17 protein-coding genes are annotated in these 15,395 nt (G+C 66.6%); 3 read left to right on the top strand and 14 right to left on the bottom strand.

What is annotated here, in order from left to right:
* Positions 1 to 282: 282 nt before the first annotated feature.
* The 3 genes from CEW87_RS01685 to CEW87_RS01675 all read left to right on the top strand — a co-directional run bounded on the left by CEW87_RS01685 (position 283) and on the right by CEW87_RS01675 (position 1,998).
* Positions 283 to 909, top strand: a complete 627-nt coding sequence (locus tag CEW87_RS01685) for a hypothetical protein (RefSeq protein WP_003050085.1) — start codon at positions 283 to 285, stop codon at positions 907 to 909.
* Between the two features lie 12 nt (positions 910 to 921).
* Positions 922 to 1,554 carry an RES family NAD+ phosphorylase gene (locus CEW87_RS01680; RefSeq protein ID WP_003050087.1) on the top strand — a complete coding sequence of 211 codons (633 nt, stop codon included), beginning with the start codon at positions 922 to 924 and terminating at the stop codon, positions 1,552 to 1,554.
* A gap of 84 nt (positions 1,555 to 1,638) precedes the next feature.
* Positions 1,639 to 1,998: a DUF3742 family protein gene (locus tag CEW87_RS01675; RefSeq protein WP_003050090.1), complete on the top strand. Its 360-nt coding sequence runs from the start codon at positions 1,639 to 1,641 to the stop codon at positions 1,996 to 1,998.
* 6 nt (positions 1,999 to 2,004) lie between these two features.
* Here CEW87_RS01675 and CEW87_RS01670 read toward each other — a convergent pair whose 3' ends face one another.
* The 14 genes from CEW87_RS01670 to CEW87_RS01605 all read right to left on the bottom strand — a co-directional run bounded on the left by CEW87_RS01670 (position 2,005) and on the right by CEW87_RS01605 (position 15,393).
* A complete protein-coding gene (locus CEW87_RS01670) occupies positions 2,005 to 3,528 on the bottom strand; it encodes a conjugal transfer protein TraG N-terminal domain-containing protein (RefSeq protein WP_003050092.1) in 1,524 nt (507 codons plus the stop codon).
* A gap of 15 nt (positions 3,529 to 3,543) precedes the next feature.
* A complete protein-coding gene (locus CEW87_RS01665; RefSeq protein ID WP_003050094.1) occupies positions 3,544 to 3,891 on the bottom strand; it encodes a hypothetical protein in 348 nt (115 codons plus the stop codon).
* Positions 3,888 to 5,282: an integrating conjugative element protein gene (locus CEW87_RS01660; RefSeq protein WP_003050095.1), complete on the bottom strand. Its 1,395-nt coding sequence runs from the start codon at positions 5,280 to 5,282 to the stop codon at positions 3,888 to 3,890. Before CEW87_RS01660 ends, CEW87_RS01665 begins: the two co-directional genes overlap by 4 nt.
* A gap of 10 nt (positions 5,283 to 5,292) precedes the next feature.
* Positions 5,293 to 6,240 carry a TIGR03756 family integrating conjugative element protein gene (locus tag CEW87_RS01655; RefSeq protein WP_003050097.1) on the bottom strand — a complete coding sequence of 316 codons (948 nt, stop codon included), beginning with the start codon at positions 6,238 to 6,240 and terminating at the stop codon, positions 5,293 to 5,295.
* Positions 6,237 to 6,683: a TIGR03757 family integrating conjugative element protein gene (locus CEW87_RS01650; RefSeq protein ID WP_003050101.1), complete on the bottom strand. Its 447-nt coding sequence runs from the start codon at positions 6,681 to 6,683 to the stop codon at positions 6,237 to 6,239. The genes CEW87_RS01655 and CEW87_RS01650 overlap by 4 nt, the downstream gene beginning before the upstream one ends.
* A 163-nt stretch (positions 6,684 to 6,846) precedes the next feature.
* Positions 6,847 to 7,341 carry a JAB domain-containing protein gene (locus CEW87_RS01645; RefSeq protein ID WP_003050103.1) on the bottom strand — a complete coding sequence of 165 codons (495 nt, stop codon included), beginning with the start codon at positions 7,339 to 7,341 and terminating at the stop codon, positions 6,847 to 6,849.
* Between the two features lie 176 nt (positions 7,342 to 7,517).
* Entirely contained in the window at positions 7,518 to 8,282 is a 765-nt protein-coding gene (locus CEW87_RS01640) for a DsbA family protein (RefSeq protein ID WP_003050104.1), read from the bottom strand.
* Between the two features lie 24 nt (positions 8,283 to 8,306).
* Positions 8,307 to 11,189 (bottom strand): conjugative transfer ATPase, encoded by a 2,883-nt coding sequence (locus CEW87_RS01635; RefSeq protein ID WP_003050106.1) that lies wholly within the window; start codon positions 11,187 to 11,189, stop codon positions 8,307 to 8,309.
* Positions 11,189 to 11,638 (bottom strand): TIGR03751 family conjugal transfer lipoprotein, encoded by a 450-nt coding sequence (locus tag CEW87_RS01630; protein ID WP_003050109.1) that lies wholly within the window; start codon positions 11,636 to 11,638, stop codon positions 11,189 to 11,191. Before CEW87_RS01630 ends, CEW87_RS01635 begins: the two co-directional genes overlap by 1 nt.
* The gene (locus tag CEW87_RS01625; RefSeq protein WP_003050111.1) at positions 11,619 to 13,037 is read right to left on the bottom strand and encodes a TIGR03752 family integrating conjugative element protein; all 1,419 of its coding nucleotides are present in this window, start codon (positions 13,035 to 13,037) and stop codon (positions 11,619 to 11,621) included. Before CEW87_RS01625 ends, CEW87_RS01630 begins: the two co-directional genes overlap by 20 nt.
* The gene (locus CEW87_RS01620) at positions 13,027 to 13,938 is read right to left on the bottom strand and encodes a TIGR03749 family integrating conjugative element protein (protein WP_003050114.1); all 912 of its coding nucleotides are present in this window, start codon (positions 13,936 to 13,938) and stop codon (positions 13,027 to 13,029) included. Before CEW87_RS01620 ends, CEW87_RS01625 begins: the two co-directional genes overlap by 11 nt.
* Positions 13,935 to 14,627 carry a PFL_4703 family integrating conjugative element protein gene (locus CEW87_RS01615; protein ID WP_003050116.1) on the bottom strand — a complete coding sequence of 231 codons (693 nt, stop codon included), beginning with the start codon at positions 14,625 to 14,627 and terminating at the stop codon, positions 13,935 to 13,937. The genes CEW87_RS01620 and CEW87_RS01615 overlap by 4 nt, the downstream gene beginning before the upstream one ends.
* Positions 14,624 to 15,022 carry a TIGR03750 family conjugal transfer protein gene (locus CEW87_RS01610; protein ID WP_003050133.1) on the bottom strand — a complete coding sequence of 133 codons (399 nt, stop codon included), beginning with the start codon at positions 15,020 to 15,022 and terminating at the stop codon, positions 14,624 to 14,626. Before CEW87_RS01610 ends, CEW87_RS01615 begins: the two co-directional genes overlap by 4 nt.
* Positions 15,023 to 15,033: 11 nt before the next feature.
* Positions 15,034 to 15,393 carry a TIGR03745 family integrating conjugative element membrane protein gene (locus CEW87_RS01605; RefSeq protein ID WP_020307818.1) on the bottom strand — a complete coding sequence of 120 codons (360 nt, stop codon included), beginning with the start codon at positions 15,391 to 15,393 and terminating at the stop codon, positions 15,034 to 15,036.
* Positions 15,394 to 15,395 lie beyond the last annotated feature (2 nt).

Genomic DNA, 15,395 nt, shown 5'->3' with positions numbered 1-15,395 from the left:
TTTTTGCCTTTTCGAGGTAGGGCCTTTCCCCTTGCACCCCATTCCCTTGCCGTTTCGGCCCTTTGGCCTTTAACCGTTTCGGTATAGCGGGGCCTGGGTTGCGGTTCCAGCGTCAATGTGGAACCCGCACGAATGGATTGCGCGGCGACCAGCCGCTGGCCTCGGCCTATGCTGCGGAGACGCTGTTTTCGCCAGGTAGGTTGCTCTCTAGGCGTCAAAGTTGACAAATGCGACAAAGGCGACTAGAGTAAGTCCTGTCTCAAACCTACCTGGGAGATGACCATGCCCACCGCCATTGAATTCATTGCCGACCGTCTGCCGCGTGTCACCGTGGAGGATGTGCGCCGCTTCGCGGATACCGTCGAAATCCGGGATGCGCCGGCTTTCGCGGCCGAGTTGCAGGCGTTCATTCACGAGCGCGTGGAGGCGGTAAAGCTGCCAGCCAACCTCGAAGGTGAAACGGTGGAGCACGCCTTGAAGCGTAAGACGGCTGCGCTGCGCGCTGAGACGCGCTGGGCGCCGACTGAAACCGACGTCCAGCGAGGCCGCGCCGTGCTGCTGGAAACCTTCAACCAGCCGCACAACCTGCCGCCCGCGGAGTACGCCAAGCTGGCGGACAAGTCGCGCCAGCAGATCTACAAGGACATCCTCGCCCGTCGGCTGCTGGCGCTGAACGTGGGGCCGCGAGGCCAGAAACTGCCCGACTGGCAGCTCGACCCGGTGAAGCAGCAGTTGACCCAAACCGTGCTTCAGGAGGTCGAGGGCATCGACCCTTGGACGATCTACCGCGCACTGTCCGAACCGCTCGAAGGCTTGGGCGGCCGCTCGCCAGTGGATGCGGTGACGCATGGCACGATCGACGACGTGGCCGAGGCCGTGTTCAACGTGCTGGGCGTTCAGGTGCATTGAAGCGAGATCGCCATGAGCCACGAGCTGCCTTCGTTCCTGATCGATGCCGGTGAGCTGCTCCAGCATGTGAGCCGCGTCGTCTATCGGGGCAGCCCGCTGTACTATGGCCGCAGCAGCACCAATCGCTACGATGACCCGGCCCAGGCCTACGGGGTGCTCTACCTGGGGCGCGACCTGCCCACGGCGCTGATGGAGTCGGTGTTTCATAAGCACCAGTGGCTTGCGGACACGAAGCGCTCGATCGCGCTGAAAGAAGTCCAGAGCCGGATGGTGCGCGCAGTGGGCGTGATGGACGACGTGCTTCTGGCCGACCTCACGGCGCCGGGCGTCATGGCGGGCTACTTCGGCCTGAACCTGGAGCAGTTGGCCAGCCGCGACTACACGCACACGCAGCAGGTGTCGGCCCAGGTGCATGCGATGCTTGGAGATGACGGCCAGGTGCTGTTCGACGGGGTGCTCTATCCGTCGCGCAACAACTATCCCGCCAAGAGCATCGCGCTGTTCGAGCGTGCCAGCGCGAAGGTCAGTGTCATCGAGGACATCGATCTCGTTGACCATGTGGACTGGCCGCGTTTCGTTGCTACATACCGCATCGGCGTGGAGCCCGACCCTGGCCCGTTGGAACCGGATGACGAAGCGTCCTGAAGCAGCAAGAGAACACATTGAAGCCCTAAACAGAATGAAATGGACCAAACTGAAATAGGCATCCCTCAGCAGTAGGAGACGACCATGAACACCACGACTCGCACCAGCACCGCAGAACGCCTCGGCCGCGCCTTTGGCCGCGGATGGCGTGCCTACGCGCGCTGTGAACGGCGGGCGTCGAACTGGTTGGTTTCCAAGGGCATGCCGACGGCTGGAGCCACCGCGCTCGTGTGGATGGTTAAGCTGGCTGCGCTCGGGGTGCTGCTGTACACCACCTTCTGGCTGGCCCTGGTGATGGTGTGCGTCATGGTGGTTGCCTGGATGGCCCGCAACACCGACTTGGGCGAGGAGTTGCCCGAGCCAGAGTGGCGAAACGGACCAGCAGGATTCGGCCTATACACCTACGACGGTTTCCGCATTGATCCTCATGTCGAGGACGACTAGCAGCGATCACTTCTTCGACACTGCATTGATCGCAATGCTTCCTCCCCTTCCGCCAGCAGCCTTGGCATCTCCGGTGGCTCCTGCGAGGCCTTGCAACACGTTGCCGGCACGAACGCCCGCCCAAGCCAAGGCCATGATCCAGAACGTAGGCAGTACGATGAACATCGTGCCCGTGACAAACATCAGGAGCATGTCTCCGAAGGCGTTGTTCAGCCCCACCAGCGGGTCGAAGTTGGTGTGCGGCCGATTCCAGCCGAACCCCCAGCCATAGAGCGCATCCAGGATCGTCGAATCGATCCAGCGCGCAAGCTGAAACCAGAAGTCCGTGAAGAAGAGCGCGAACTGCACGACGCTGACGGTAACGACCGTCTTCAGATCGTAGGTGCCTACGACCAGCACAAGCGGGATGCAGATGACCAGCGCCATCTTGAGCAAGGCGAGGACCATGGGCAGAGACTGTCTCACGACGTCCATGGCGGGAAACGCGGCAATCGCGCCGACGGCCATCCCAACGTCTCCCGTGGCCCGCGTCACGATGTTCGGCAAGGTCTTGTCGATCTGGCCGCCATAGTCCGTATAGACGCTACCCTGGTTCAATTTCTGTTGCCGCGGTGACGCGATGGCGCGGATCACCGAGTCGTCCACCTCGGCCCTGCTCAGGAACCCGGCCCAGCCTGCCAGGCGATTCAACAGGTTCGGGTCCACCTGTCCCAGCAGGCGTGCCCGCAGGCCATTGCCGCCATCGGCCCACCACTGCCTGCAGGTCGGGTAGCCGCCACCGCTGCCCACCTGTGCAAGCCCCGCATCGCGGGTGCTGTCGTAGGGCCAGTCGTCGCGCGGCGTGCTTGAGCGGTAGGTGTCGTAGTAGCCGCCCGTGTCCGTGAAAAACCTCGACCCTATCCAGGTCACGTCGTGCATCTGCTGCTCATCAAGCTGAGGGCGCTGCATGAACAATTTGGCCCGCGCAGGCCCATAGCAATCCCGCGAGAAATCCGCTACTTCCTGAGCCAGTACCGGGTCGTCAATGCGGGTCGCGTCGATCTCCATGCGCATCTGCCGCAGGTCCGTGCCGCATGGGATCGCCGCCACCGAGGCGCTCGTGACGGCGCGCGAGAGCGCGTGCATGAAAGCCCACCAGACCGGCACCTTCGCCGACTGGTTGTTGATGGTGCTGAAGGACTGCGACCAGCCGGTATCCGTGGGCTGCGGCACGCTGACCTGGCACTGGGCCGAGCGCGAGCTGTCGTACTGGATGGTGTTGAGGTCCACGTCGATGAACGGGATGCCAGCGAACATCACCACCACGATGGCGACGAAGACCCGGTTCTCGATGCGCGCAGCCGAGAGCACGCCCTTGTTGCCTTCGTCGGCACCTTCCGCACGGGCCTTCAACCACTCCTGCACGATGATGGCGACGAACGGCAGCGCGAATACTCCGCTCGACACCAGCACCGCCCAGATGCCGTTGTTGACGATCCAGGACACCAGCGTCAGGTAGTACTCCAGGTAGTCGGTCGTAAAAAGCGTCATGGCGCGGCTCCCTCTTCAGCTCTGCATCAGCAGGCTGGCTTCCAGCGCCACGATGGCGACGACGCCGGCGATCTCGCTGCGCACCAGGCGTCGCCGCGCTTGCGCGTCTTCCTCGCGGGCCAGCAGCCGGCGGCGCATCCAGACCCAGCCATAGACCGTCGCGCCGTACAGGCACAGCCGCCACACCAGGAAGTAGCCCGCGCTGGCAGCCAGCCACCGCTCCCAGCCGGCAACGCTGCCGACGAGGTAGATGCCGACGAGATTGGCGCCCACGGCCGCGGCGATGATGACCACCGCCAGGAGCAGCGCCTTTGCCGCGCGCCGGCTGAAAAGCCAGCGCGGGCGCAGCCAGGCCGCGTTCATGGCGTGCCTCCCGGGTTGCCCCGCTGCAACCGATCGAGGCGGTCGGGCACCGGGTCGCCTTCGTAGATGCCGCGCGAGCCGGCCGCGCGCGTCCCGTGGCGCTGGATGATGGCCATGGGCGAGTTGTTCGCCAGTTCGCGCCGCAGTTCAAGTTCGGTCTTGAGGTTGCGGATCTCCTGATCGAGCGTGTCGCTCTCGTGGTTCACGGCCTCGACCGCCAACTGGTTGGCCGCCACGTTGGGTTCCTTCTTGCCGGTCAGCAGGGTCCGCTGGAGCAGCAATGCCTTCTCCAGCACGGACGACAACGCGACCTCGGACGCGAGACGTCGCGCCAGCAGGTCTTGGTCTGGCTCGTCGCGCAGCGCCTCGATGACGCCGCGTGTAATGGGCAGCGAGGTGCTGCCGGCTGCATGCAGGTTCTCGAACGTCGTGTTGCGCGTCCCAGAGACCAGTTCCTGCAAGGCCTCCAGCTTGGTCTCGTACTCCTCCTGGATCAGCGGCGTCAGCCCGACGCCAGGCACGGTCTCGGTCTTGGTGCAGGAATCACACGTGCGCTGTACCTGTTCCCCGAGAACCCGCGTCGCCCATTCGGTCGCCTGCTGCGGCGACGTCCAGGTCTGGCAGGACAGGCTCGCGCAACTGGCGGGCGCGATGGAGGACGTGTCAGTCACGCTGCGCCCGTTGACCAGGTTGTAGCCCGCCCGCGTCACGTCACCGACCACCCGGATGGCCGACTGGCCCGCGCCGCCGGCATTGCTGCCGCCCACCCAGGGCACGCCGTCGTTGCCGCGGCGCGTCTCGGCCTGCTCGATCGCCGATACGGCATCCGTGCTCGACACCGCATCGCGCAGCGCCATGCCTTCCGCCATCTGGCTCCATCCGAGCTGGCCGCCCGCCGTCTCGGCCATCTTCTCGGCCATCGCGCGACACGTCAGCTTGGAGCGGTCGAAATCCAGCCTCGCCTGCAGCACACCATTGGTCAGCAGGTTGTACAGCCCCGGATCGGCACGCTGGATGATCAGCGCCGGCAGCGATGCCACGGCACTGGTCGCGCTCTGGATCACGTTGCTCATGATCTGCTGGAACCCATTCGTGATCCCATTGAGCTGATTGCGCAGCGTGGTCTGGATGCTCATGTCGCCGCAGATGAGGTTGCTGTTCCAACCCAGGCCGACCCCGATCGAACGCATGCCAGCGGCGCGGCCCATGGACACCGCACTGCCACCGCCGATCGAGTACATGACCTCATCGCCGATGACGGGGCCGCTGGTCTGGAAGCCGGCCTGCGCCCACGCGAGGCCACAGACCAGGGCGAGCGCGCCGGCTAGCGCCGTGGGGCGCAGCGGGCGGCGAACCTTGGCGGATGGGTTCATCAGTTCAGGACGCTTCATCGCCGTACCCTCAATAGAAATCGACGCTGCCGAGGAACACCTGGCCCCGGCGTTCGCAGCACGCATAGGGCCGCCACAACGCCCAGGCGTAGTCGCCTTGTTGGGCCTGTGTCAGGAAGCCGTTGCGCGGGAAGACCGTGCAGGACGAGGACAGGACGGGCGTGAGTTCCTGCCACTTGCCGGTCGAGGCATCGCCCTCCATCAGCGCGCCGGCCGGCCAGTAGCCATCGCGGGAGTTGGCGAGCAGCGGCTGATAGACGTGGATCTGCCCGCGGCGCGTGACCACATCGCCGGCCCGTTGGGCCACCACGGCACCGGCCTTGTGGTCGTCCGTCTGGTGCAGGAAGCCGCCGCGCGGATAGACGTTGCCCCAGAGGTTCAGGGTCGAGCGCGCGCCGACCTCGCGCATGCCCGGGATCAATGCCTCCGGGTACACCATCTCCGGTACGTTGTAGCGCCAGGCCGGCGTGTCCAGCGTACTGAGCAGGTACGGCATGAAGGCCGTGCCTGCGCCCTCGCAGAAATAGCCCGAGGACGAGACGAACTGGTTGAACACCTCGACGCCGGGGTGGCCGATGACGTCCGCGTTCTTGAACTTCGCGAGATTGTTTTCGTGATCTTCATTGGTGGTGCCGTCCCCGCCGGCCTGGGCCGAAGGGTTGGGCGTGCTCATGGCGCGCACTTCGACCCAGGGGTTCTCGCCGGTGTTCGAGTAGGACGAAACCACCGCATCGGGGATGTAGTGCCTGACCTTGACGGACGTGCGCACCGTGCAGCCGGTCCAGGTGCAGTAGAGCCAGTAGCAGATACCCACCACCCGGTACTCCAGGCAATCGGGCGAAGCCACTGAACCCACGATGGTCGCCGTGTTCAGGGCGTAGCTGCCCGTGGCGCTGAGCAGCAGCACGGAGGTGACGGCAGCCCGCATGCGGCGCAGAAGGTCGAATGAGCGGATCACGGTTCGGCCCTCCGGTGCTGTTCGATGCGCGCGATGGCGCGGGCCACGTCAGGCTCGCCATAGACCACGTAGCGCTGATCCACCACGACAGCCGGAATGGTGGTGATGCCCAGGCTCCATGCGTCGGCAACGCCCTGGTATTCGGTGGCGATGCGACGCTGGAGGTCAGCGCCCCCCTGGCTCAGCCGGCGCTTCACGATGGCTGTTGCCTGTCCGGGATCGGCGGGCAGCGCCGCAGAAAGCTCCGCTTCGATCCGGGGCGCTTCATCCAGCTCGATCAGCTGCTCGCCACCCATGGTCCTGACCGGGTGACGGCTGTCGGTGATGATCACCACATCGGCGGCGAAGCTGGCCGGGCTGAACACGGCCAGGGAAGCCGGCAGCGCAACGGCCAGGCCAAGGGTTCGCCAGCCCGATGCGAACCTGGATGAAGATGCTGGCATGTCGAGCGCCCCCAAGAGTTGTCAAGGGCCATAGTCAAACGCCGAACGCCATGCGGCCCCAACAAACAATGCGCATCGCGGACTGCCCGCATACCTGCTTGTCTTGCGCCAATGAAAAGCGGAGGCCGAAGCCTCCGCGTGGATCAAGGAGCCGGTGCCATTGCTACAGCAGGCCGGATTCCGCAAAGGAGAACGGGGCACCCTGGCCGACGATGATGTGGTCCAGTACCCGCACATCGATGAGCGCCAGCGCGGCTTGCAGTTGCTGGGTCAGCATGCGATCCGCGCTGGACGGCTCGGAGACGCCCGAAGGATGCTGGTGGGCGAAGACCACCGCGGCGGCATTCAACTCCAGCACACGCTGCACGACGACACGCGGATAGACCGAAGTCGCGTTGATCGTGCCCCTGAACAGCGGCTCGTAGGCCAGCACCTGGTGCAGGCTGTCCAGGAACACAGCGGCGAATATCTCATTGGGCTCAGCGACCAGTTTCAGACGCAGGTAGTCCCGTACAGCGGCCGGTTGGCTGAGGCACGGTCCAGCTTTGAAGACCCGTCTCTCCAGCAGCACGATGGCTTGCTGGATGATCCAGTCCTCGTGTTGGGCAGCGATGGCGGAAAGCGACTCCAGGCAGGAGTCATTGACGGCGAAAGACATGGCGAACCTCCAGACGGTGAGATCGGAGGGCACTCGCCCTGGGAGGGCAAGCCCTCCTGGGGAACGAACAAGGTGCATCCATCACCGCGGCAGCGGTGATCGTTCGCGGCCAGGATGCGAGGCGAACGGGGTTGTGGTCAGCGCAGCGGACTGCGCCGTAGCCTTGAAGACCGGGGCTACCTGGGCATGTCGCCGACGACGTCGGCAGGCATTTCCGATGTGGGTGTGGCGGCGGGATCGCCGGCCGCGAGCATGTCCATGGCCGACAGCAAGGCATCGCCCTCGATCGGGCCCTGCAGCAGGATCGCCTTGCCGGTTTCGCGATCGTGCAGCCGCAGCGACGGCGTGGCGGTCACGCCGCTGTTCGTGGCTTCCGCAGTTTGGGTACGAATCGCCGCGTCGGGCCGCTCGCTCGCAATGCACTGTTCGATGGCTGGCGTCAGGGCGGGGTGGCGCAGGTCTTCGGGCAAGCCCTGGCCGTCGCTGTGTGTGTGGACATAGACCCACTCGACAGCCTGCCAGAAGGCGGGATGGCCGCCGGCTTCGCCCGCGCATTCCACCAAGCGCGCTTCGGCGGACGCGGCCGGCTCATGCGCGGCCAACGGCAGGTGGTGCCATTGCAAGGCCACGTCCGCATTGCCGGCCACCCAACGCTTGAGGACAGGGAAATAGGACCGGCAGAACGGGCATTCGAGGTCCGCGTAGAGCGTCAGCGTGAAACGACCTGCCGGGTTGCCCATCTGCCAAGGAGGCCCGGCCACCTGCGTCTCGCTGACAGGCGCCGAGGTTTGGGGCGTGGACTCGCCTGGCGAACGGGACACGAGCCAGATCAGCAGCAGCGCAACCAGCACTGCGCCTAACGCCCATGGCCAGCGGGCCCGCCAGCGCCGACGGCGGAACGCCTGGACCTGCATCGGAATGGATGAGCGTTTCTGTTCCATGGCGTTCTCCGGTGCACGGCAGATTCAGGGCAGGGCCAGGGCCGGCGACTCGATGCCGCGTGCCCGGTCGATCTTCTCGGCCACCTTGAAGGCGGCATCCAACTCGCTGACGCCGTGCTGCTGCATGAGCTGGTAGCGCTCGGCCTTCTCTTCGGGTTCGGTCTGCGCGAGCGCGAGATACAGGCTCGGCGGCACGGCGCGGAAGAGCACCTCCATGCTTTTGGAGAGGATGACGCCCTCGGTGAACTTGCCCGCTTCCTTGCGTGCCGAAAGCATCAGCGCCTTCTGCGCCGGCGAGAGTTCGCGGAATCGTGCGATCTTCTCCACCTCGTCCGGCGGCATCGACAGGCAGATCCACCACTCGATCATGTTGAGCATGGGCTCTGCGGCGCGCGGCAGATCGTCGATGTTTTGCGTCGCCAGCCAGAACCAGGCGCCCAACTTGCGCCACATTTTTGTAATTTTCACGACATACGGCGCGAGCAGCGGGTTCTTCGTGATGATGTGGCCTTCGTCGGTCACGTTGATGATCGGGCGGCCGAGATACTGGTCACGCTCCGCGATGTTGTTCACCGTGCTGATGAGGCTGATGTACGCGATCGAGAGCTGCGCGTTGTAGCCCTCACGGGCATAGGTCGCGAGATCCACCAGCGTGATGTCGGCCTCGGGCCACGGCGTGCCGTCGCGGTCGAACATCTCGCCGTCCGTGCCTTGGCAGAACATGTCCATCGCGTCCGCCATCTCCAGCAGCCGCACGCGCCGCATCTCGGGCAACGTCGGGTCCTGGCCGCGGGTGCGCAGCGCATTGCGCACGTCGCGCGTGAGCACCGTGCGCTTCTCGGCCACGCAGTGCTCGGCGGCGTCGAGGATGCACTGGCGGATCAGCGAGCGGTCGGCGCGCGTCATCCTGGCTTCCTCCTTGTCCTCGCCGCCAGTGATCATCAGCCGCGCCGTGATCTCCAGTTCGCCCAGCACGTCGCGCTGTTCGTCCGCCTCCATGGCTGAGGCATCGGGTGGCAGGTCTTCGTCCAGCGCATCGGCATCGAGCGTTTGCACATCGCTGGGCGTTTCGATCAGCCGGCGCGCGTCGGCGAACGGCGCTAGGCTGATGCCCGATCCGGGGGCCAGCTTGACCCGATTCACGGTCAGGCCCAGGCGCCTGGCGAAGTCGCTGAACAAGCCGAAGCTATTGCCGGCTTCCACGATGAAGAGGCGCGGCCGATAAATGGCCGTGACCTGGTTCAGCAGATTGTTGAGCGTGGCCGATTTGCCGGAACCCGTCGGGCCGAACAGGAACAGGTGGGCGTTCATCTGCCGGTCCAGGCGATTGAGCGGATCGAAGGTGATCGGCCCGCCGCCGCGGTTGAACATCGTGATGCCTGGATGCCCCGTACCCTGGGCACGGCCCCACACCGGCGACAGGTTTGCCGCGTGCTGGGCGAACATCAGTTGCGTGTACCACCGGCGCCGATCCTTGCCGGGGTTGTAGCAGCACGGCAGCCAGCGCAGGTAGCTGTTGAGCGGCGCCACCTCATCATCCTCTCGCACCGGCTGCAAACCAGCGTTGAGCATCACGTTCGCCAGGTCCAGGCCGCGCCGATCCAGTTCCGCCTCGTCGCGCCCGCGCAGGTAGAACGCCAGCGTGCCCCGGTAGAGCTTGTGCGCGCTGCCGATCAGCGAGCGGGCTTCATGCACGTCCTTGAGCGTCTGCTCCGACGCCAGCGTCTCGCCCACGGCCTTCTTCGCCAGGTGGTTCAGATCCGATTCCAGGACATCCTGGGGCGTGGCAACCATCGTGAGACAAAGCAAGGTGTCTTCCGGCATCTGGTCGAACAGCGTGTTGATCGCATCGCCCTTGCGGGTCTCGCCGGTTAGATGTCCCGTGCCGGGCGGCATGCGCAGCCGGTCGGTGATCAGCACACGGTGCGGCATGCCGTCGAAGTACCAGGTGCCGTGCTCCACGTCGGAGCGTGGCTGGCCGAAGAACAGCCGCTGGCTGAAATCCCGCCCGCTCGCCAGTTCGATCTCGCCGGCCTCAGTCTCGTCCGGGTAGCGCGCCAGTGCGTAGAAGCGCTCCCGGTCCTCTGTACTGGGCCCGAGCATCGCGGGGCGCGGATTGAGCCACCGCAGCAGCCAGTCGTGGACGTCGGCTGCGACCATGCGCCGTGCCTGGATGCCGGCGTTCGCCAGCCCGCCACACAGGCGGTCGCAGACGATGTTCAGCATCTGCTCGGGCGTCTGGCCGCGGCGGCTTGCCTGCCCGGTGGCACGTCGATAGACCACCATGCGCACGCGCCGCGTCTGCCCGCGCCAGCGCAGCCGCGTGACCACCGTGTCCTCGAACAGGCCGCCGGGCTTGGCCACCGCACGCAGATGGTGGCCGAAGAAGCGCAGGTAGAACTCGGTGAACGCTGTCCCGCGGGCACGTGGCTGCACGTAGTCACGCAGGGTCTGCATGTACTGGTCGAAACTCGGCTCGTCCTGGGCATAGAGCTGGAGCACCCAGGGGTTCTCGTCCAGCTCATCGAAGCTGTCCTGCAGCGCGTTCTCCAAGGCGTCGCGGGCGTGGGCAAGCCAGCCCGGTTCCCGGCCCTCGGTCCCCAGCGGCACCAGCTCGAAGAAGGCCGCCACCGATTGGCCGTCCTCCAGCAACATGGACCTTGACTCGGGCAAGAACTCGACCCAGGGCAGCAGTTCCACGAAGGACGGTGCGACCTCGTACAGCGCCTGCTCGTCGGCCTCCGTCGCCGGTTTGCGGCCCCGGACTGCCGAGCCGGGTTCGGGGATGCCGGCTTGGCGCAAGGCCTCAATGTGGCGCTGCCAGCCGTCCGGCTGCTCGTCATCACCAGCGCCGGATGCGGCCAGCTTCAGCGCGGCCGGCTTAGGCCAGGGAAGTTTCCAGCGCATCAGTAGTCCTCCACGCGCTCACCCGGCATCGCGTACTGAATGCGCTGGTACAGCGGGAAGACGGTCGTGTAGCCGGGCACCGGCACGGGATCGGTGCCGGCCAGGTGCGGGTACACGTACATCACGAGATCGGGATTGGGCAGGCGCTGGAACTGGCGATGGACCTCGTTGCGCGCGGTGCGCGTGTAGCGCATCTGCTCGGCAGGTGCGGCCTGCATATCGGCGTCGGTCAGCGGCCGACGCAGGCTCTGGCGCGCATCGAGCAGTTGGCCGCCGGCGTTCCGTCCGGCTGCGCCACCGCCGTCCCCGGCCTCCTGCTGCCAGATGTCCATCATCGTGCGGTCACCGTGGGTCAGCAGCTTTTCCTTGCTGGTGGCGCAGCCGGCGAGCGCCGCGACGGCGAGGACCAGCGCCAGGCCACGGGCCAAGCTATTCAAGTTCGAGAGCATGGCTTTCTCCTGTGCGGTGATCGACCTTGCGGCCTTCGGGATCGAAGTCGATGGCGAGCGGCTTTTCGAGGTGGACGGCGACCTTCGCGCCGGGCTGGACATAGACGGCGGCGAACGCTTGGCCGTAGAGCTTGTTGACCCAGGCCGACATGTCCCGCACGCCGCCCGCCAGAATCTGGCCGACCGCCTCCTGGCCGCTGATGCCCACGGTGCCGATGGAGCCGTCCGAGCCGACATACGACATGCGGCCGCTGTCGCTCTCGATGAGCGAGGCCACGCCGGCACCGGCCGCCGTGATCAGGGCCTGCGAGCCCAAGTACTGCTGGGCGTTGCTGCGCCGCTCGCCGCTGACGCAGGGGATGCCGTGCGGGTCGCTGATCCATCCCAAGCCGTCGCGTTGCTGGTTATTCTGCTGGTTGCCCTCGCGGTCTTCGGGGATCGTGCGGATCGTGCCGTCGTTGAACACGAACGTGATGCTGCGCACCTGGCCGCGCACGCACGAAAGCGTCCAGTCGCCCGAGGCGGTGCCGCTGAACACGGCGCCGGCCACATCGGGAATGTCGATGCCATTCGCCGTCAGGTTGTCCGGCCCGACCAGGACTTTGAACGGATAGGGATCGTTCACCGTGCCGTCGATCGGCACACGGCCGATCAGCGCCGTCATCGCGACCGAGCCCATGAGCGTGGAGTTGGTCGGCACGGTATAGACGGGCTTCGCGGTCTTGACGCCCGCGACTTGCGCGCCCGCGTTCGCCACGGTTTCCGCGGTGGTTTCGAGCGTGCTCTGCGCCGGGCCGAAGCTCGTGGGGAAGCTCATTCCGCCGCTCGCGCCACGACCGGCGTTGCGCCCCTCGGCGGGCTTTGCGTCGTCCGGCTCGACCCACCGCACGCCGCCCTCCATGCCGGCCTCGTCGCCGCCCTGCAGCCCCAGGCCCACGGGCAGGTCCGCATGGCCGCCGCCGCGCCCGCCGATGCTGTCCAGGCGCCGCTGCAGGTCGGCGAGCAGCCCTTCGGTCTGCTGGCGCGCGCTGGCCGCCTGCTCCTGGTCGCGGCGCAGGTTGGACCGCTCGGATTCGAGCGCCGAGTTGATGCGCTGGTCGATGGAGTTCTCGCGCTGGCGCAGCCGCTGGTTCTCTTCACGCTGCGACTTGTTGTCCGAGAGCGCGGTCTGAAGCTCGGTGCGCAACTGCTTCACTTGGGCAACGAGCGTCGCCACGGTGTCGCGCGGGGTGTCGCCTTCGATGCCCAGCGCCTTCATTTCCTCGGGCGTGAGCTGGGCGCCGTTGTCCGCCGCGGGTGGCGCCGTGCTGCCGCCACCCGAGAACAGCCGGATACCGACGAACAGCACCAGGATGGCGACAGGGATCATCAGCCACTTGAGCAGGCCGTTACTGCGCATGGCGGGCCTCCTCGACGTTCTCGTCGCCGTCCGGCTGCGGCAGATGCACGGCAGGGTCGAAGCGGTGAATCGCCGGCAGCAGCGACTGCGCGAGGCCGCGGCCGCGCGTGACCAGGTAGAGGACGGTCGTGTCCTCGGGCGTGCCGCGCGGACCCAGCGCCTCGTGCTGGAAGGTGGCGGTGAGGAAATCGCCTTGCAGCACGCGCGGGTCGAGCGCGACCCAGTCGGCGCCGGTGTTGGTGAGGCGCACGGCAGTCACCCATTGGTCTTCCAGGCGCCACGACGCGAGCGCGACCGCGCGCACCGGCAGCGTTGGCATCAGTGTGTCCAGGTCGAGGTCGCGGGGCAGGTTGGCCCGCATGACGCCCGGAAGCGGCTCGACGGTGCGCAGCGGTGCGTAGAGGTTCTGCGCGGCGAAGCGCGTCAGCACGACAGGGACCGGAGTTTCGCGCCGCGCGGTCCGCGCACCTGCCTGGCCCTGGGCGCGTGCCGGGGCCTCGGCACTGTCGGCTTGCTCGCCATAGCGTCCCGGTGCGCTGTCACCCTCGACGATGCGCACCGGCTCCAGCTCGGCTTCCCCGTCCTTGGGCAGTTCAGCTGCGATGTCCAGCAGGATCAGCGCGCCCGTGTCGGCGTCCTGCAGTTGCAACCGCGTGGGCTCGATCGGCTCGCTGGCGCGCAGGTACACCGCGCCGCCCGCACTCTGCACGCGCAGGCGTTCGCCCACGCCCGCGGGCACGCCCACGCGCACGTTCCGGTTGATGAACACGATGCGTTCCTGACCGACCTTCAGCGGCACTGCCAGTGGCATGCGTTCCCAACGCAGGATCTCCACCGCCTGGGCGACGGGTGCCGCGGCCACGGCCAGTAGCCCCAGCAGCGCGAGTACAGGATGCTTCATGGGGTGTTTCCTCCTTGAGGCGCTTGCGGAGAAAGGCCACTCGGCGCCGGGCGCGCCGGCTCCGGTGCACTGATGCGCTGGGGCGCGCCCTCATAGCAGTCCAGCGCCAGGCCGAACGGGTTGCGGGCGGGATCGACGTCCACCCGCGTGACCTTGATCGGATAGCGCACCAGGGCGCGTTTAACCTGCTCGGCGCCGTAGTACTCGTCCGCCGTGATGTCCAGCGTCACCACCCAGTCGCGATCGGATACGGTGCGCACGCGCGCCGTGGGGTCGTCGCCATAGCCGCGGCCGGGAATCTCGTAGATGCCGCGCACGCGCTGACGCAGCTCGCCCGTGGAGCGGCGGTAGTCATAGTCCGCCCGCAGGAAGGCCTGGCAGGACGGGGTGAGGTACGGCGAGAGCGTGTGGAGGTTGCGCGAGTAGTCTTCTTCGCCATTGGTCGGCCAGCGGTTCAGCGTCTGGAACACGTAGAACGTGAACGCATAGACCGATTCGGGCGGCACTTCCCACCACTTGCGGGTACTGCCAGAGCGCAGGTCGGGCGGGACGTGGATGGTCAGGTCGCGCGGCGCGCTCCACCAGCCGCCGCCCATGACCAGGGCGACGACGACCAGCGCGCCCGCGCCCAGCCGCAAGGTCTTGATGTGCGCCTGCAGGTGGGTAACCTCGTTTTTGAAGCGGCTCATCGCATGCTCCTGCGGGTGGACCAGAAGCCCGAGCGCGAGATCAGCACATGGCCACCGACCCAGCCAGCCATCAGCGGATGGCGCGTGGCGATGCGCCATTGCAGTTGCCGATACAGCCAGGTGTCGGGGCGCCCACGCTTGAGGCGGCGCAGGATGCCGCCGCCGATGAACACGCCCAAGGCCACGCCCAGGACGACGAACGTCGGCGCCAGCGCGATCGTGCGGAACACCCAGGACAGCGGCGCGCCGACCAGCAGGCCGGCGGCGCCGGACAGGCCGCAGCAGATCCACAGCTCGTCGGCGGTGAGGCCGCGCACGACAACGGGATGGCGGTTGAGCCGGTGCGGAAGGAAGGTGACCGTTCCGTCCGCACGGACGTGCTGCTGCTCGGACATACCGGCCTCGCTTACAGGATGCCGGTGGCTTCGGTGAGCAGCCAGATGCCGATCACGAGCAGCACGGCGCCGATGGCGACCGTGAGGCCGAACTGGCCCCAGGTCTTGCGGCCGGTGTGGATTTCCGCGTAGGTGCCGTAGGCGTGGTAGCACACGCCGATGAACATCGACGCCACCACCAACAGGGCCACGAGCATGATGATGTCGTAGCCGTAGTTGCGGATCGTCTCCATGATGCCGTTGCCGGTGCCGCGCGTCGGGTTCTCCAACTGCGGCAAGCCTTGCGCGAACGACAGCGCGGGCAGCGCGGCGGCGCCCAGGGCCACGGCGGCGCGCTGGGCAAAACGGGAAGTGAAGATGCGGTTGTGCATGG

Origin of the sequence: Parazoarcus communis (assembly GCF_003111665.1) — a bacterium.
Taxonomy (GTDB): domain Bacteria; phylum Pseudomonadota; class Gammaproteobacteria; order Burkholderiales; family Rhodocyclaceae; genus Parazoarcus; species Parazoarcus communis_B.
The sequence above is the reverse complement of the archived record's forward strand: the minus strand, read 5'-3'. Positions and strand labels throughout refer to the sequence as shown.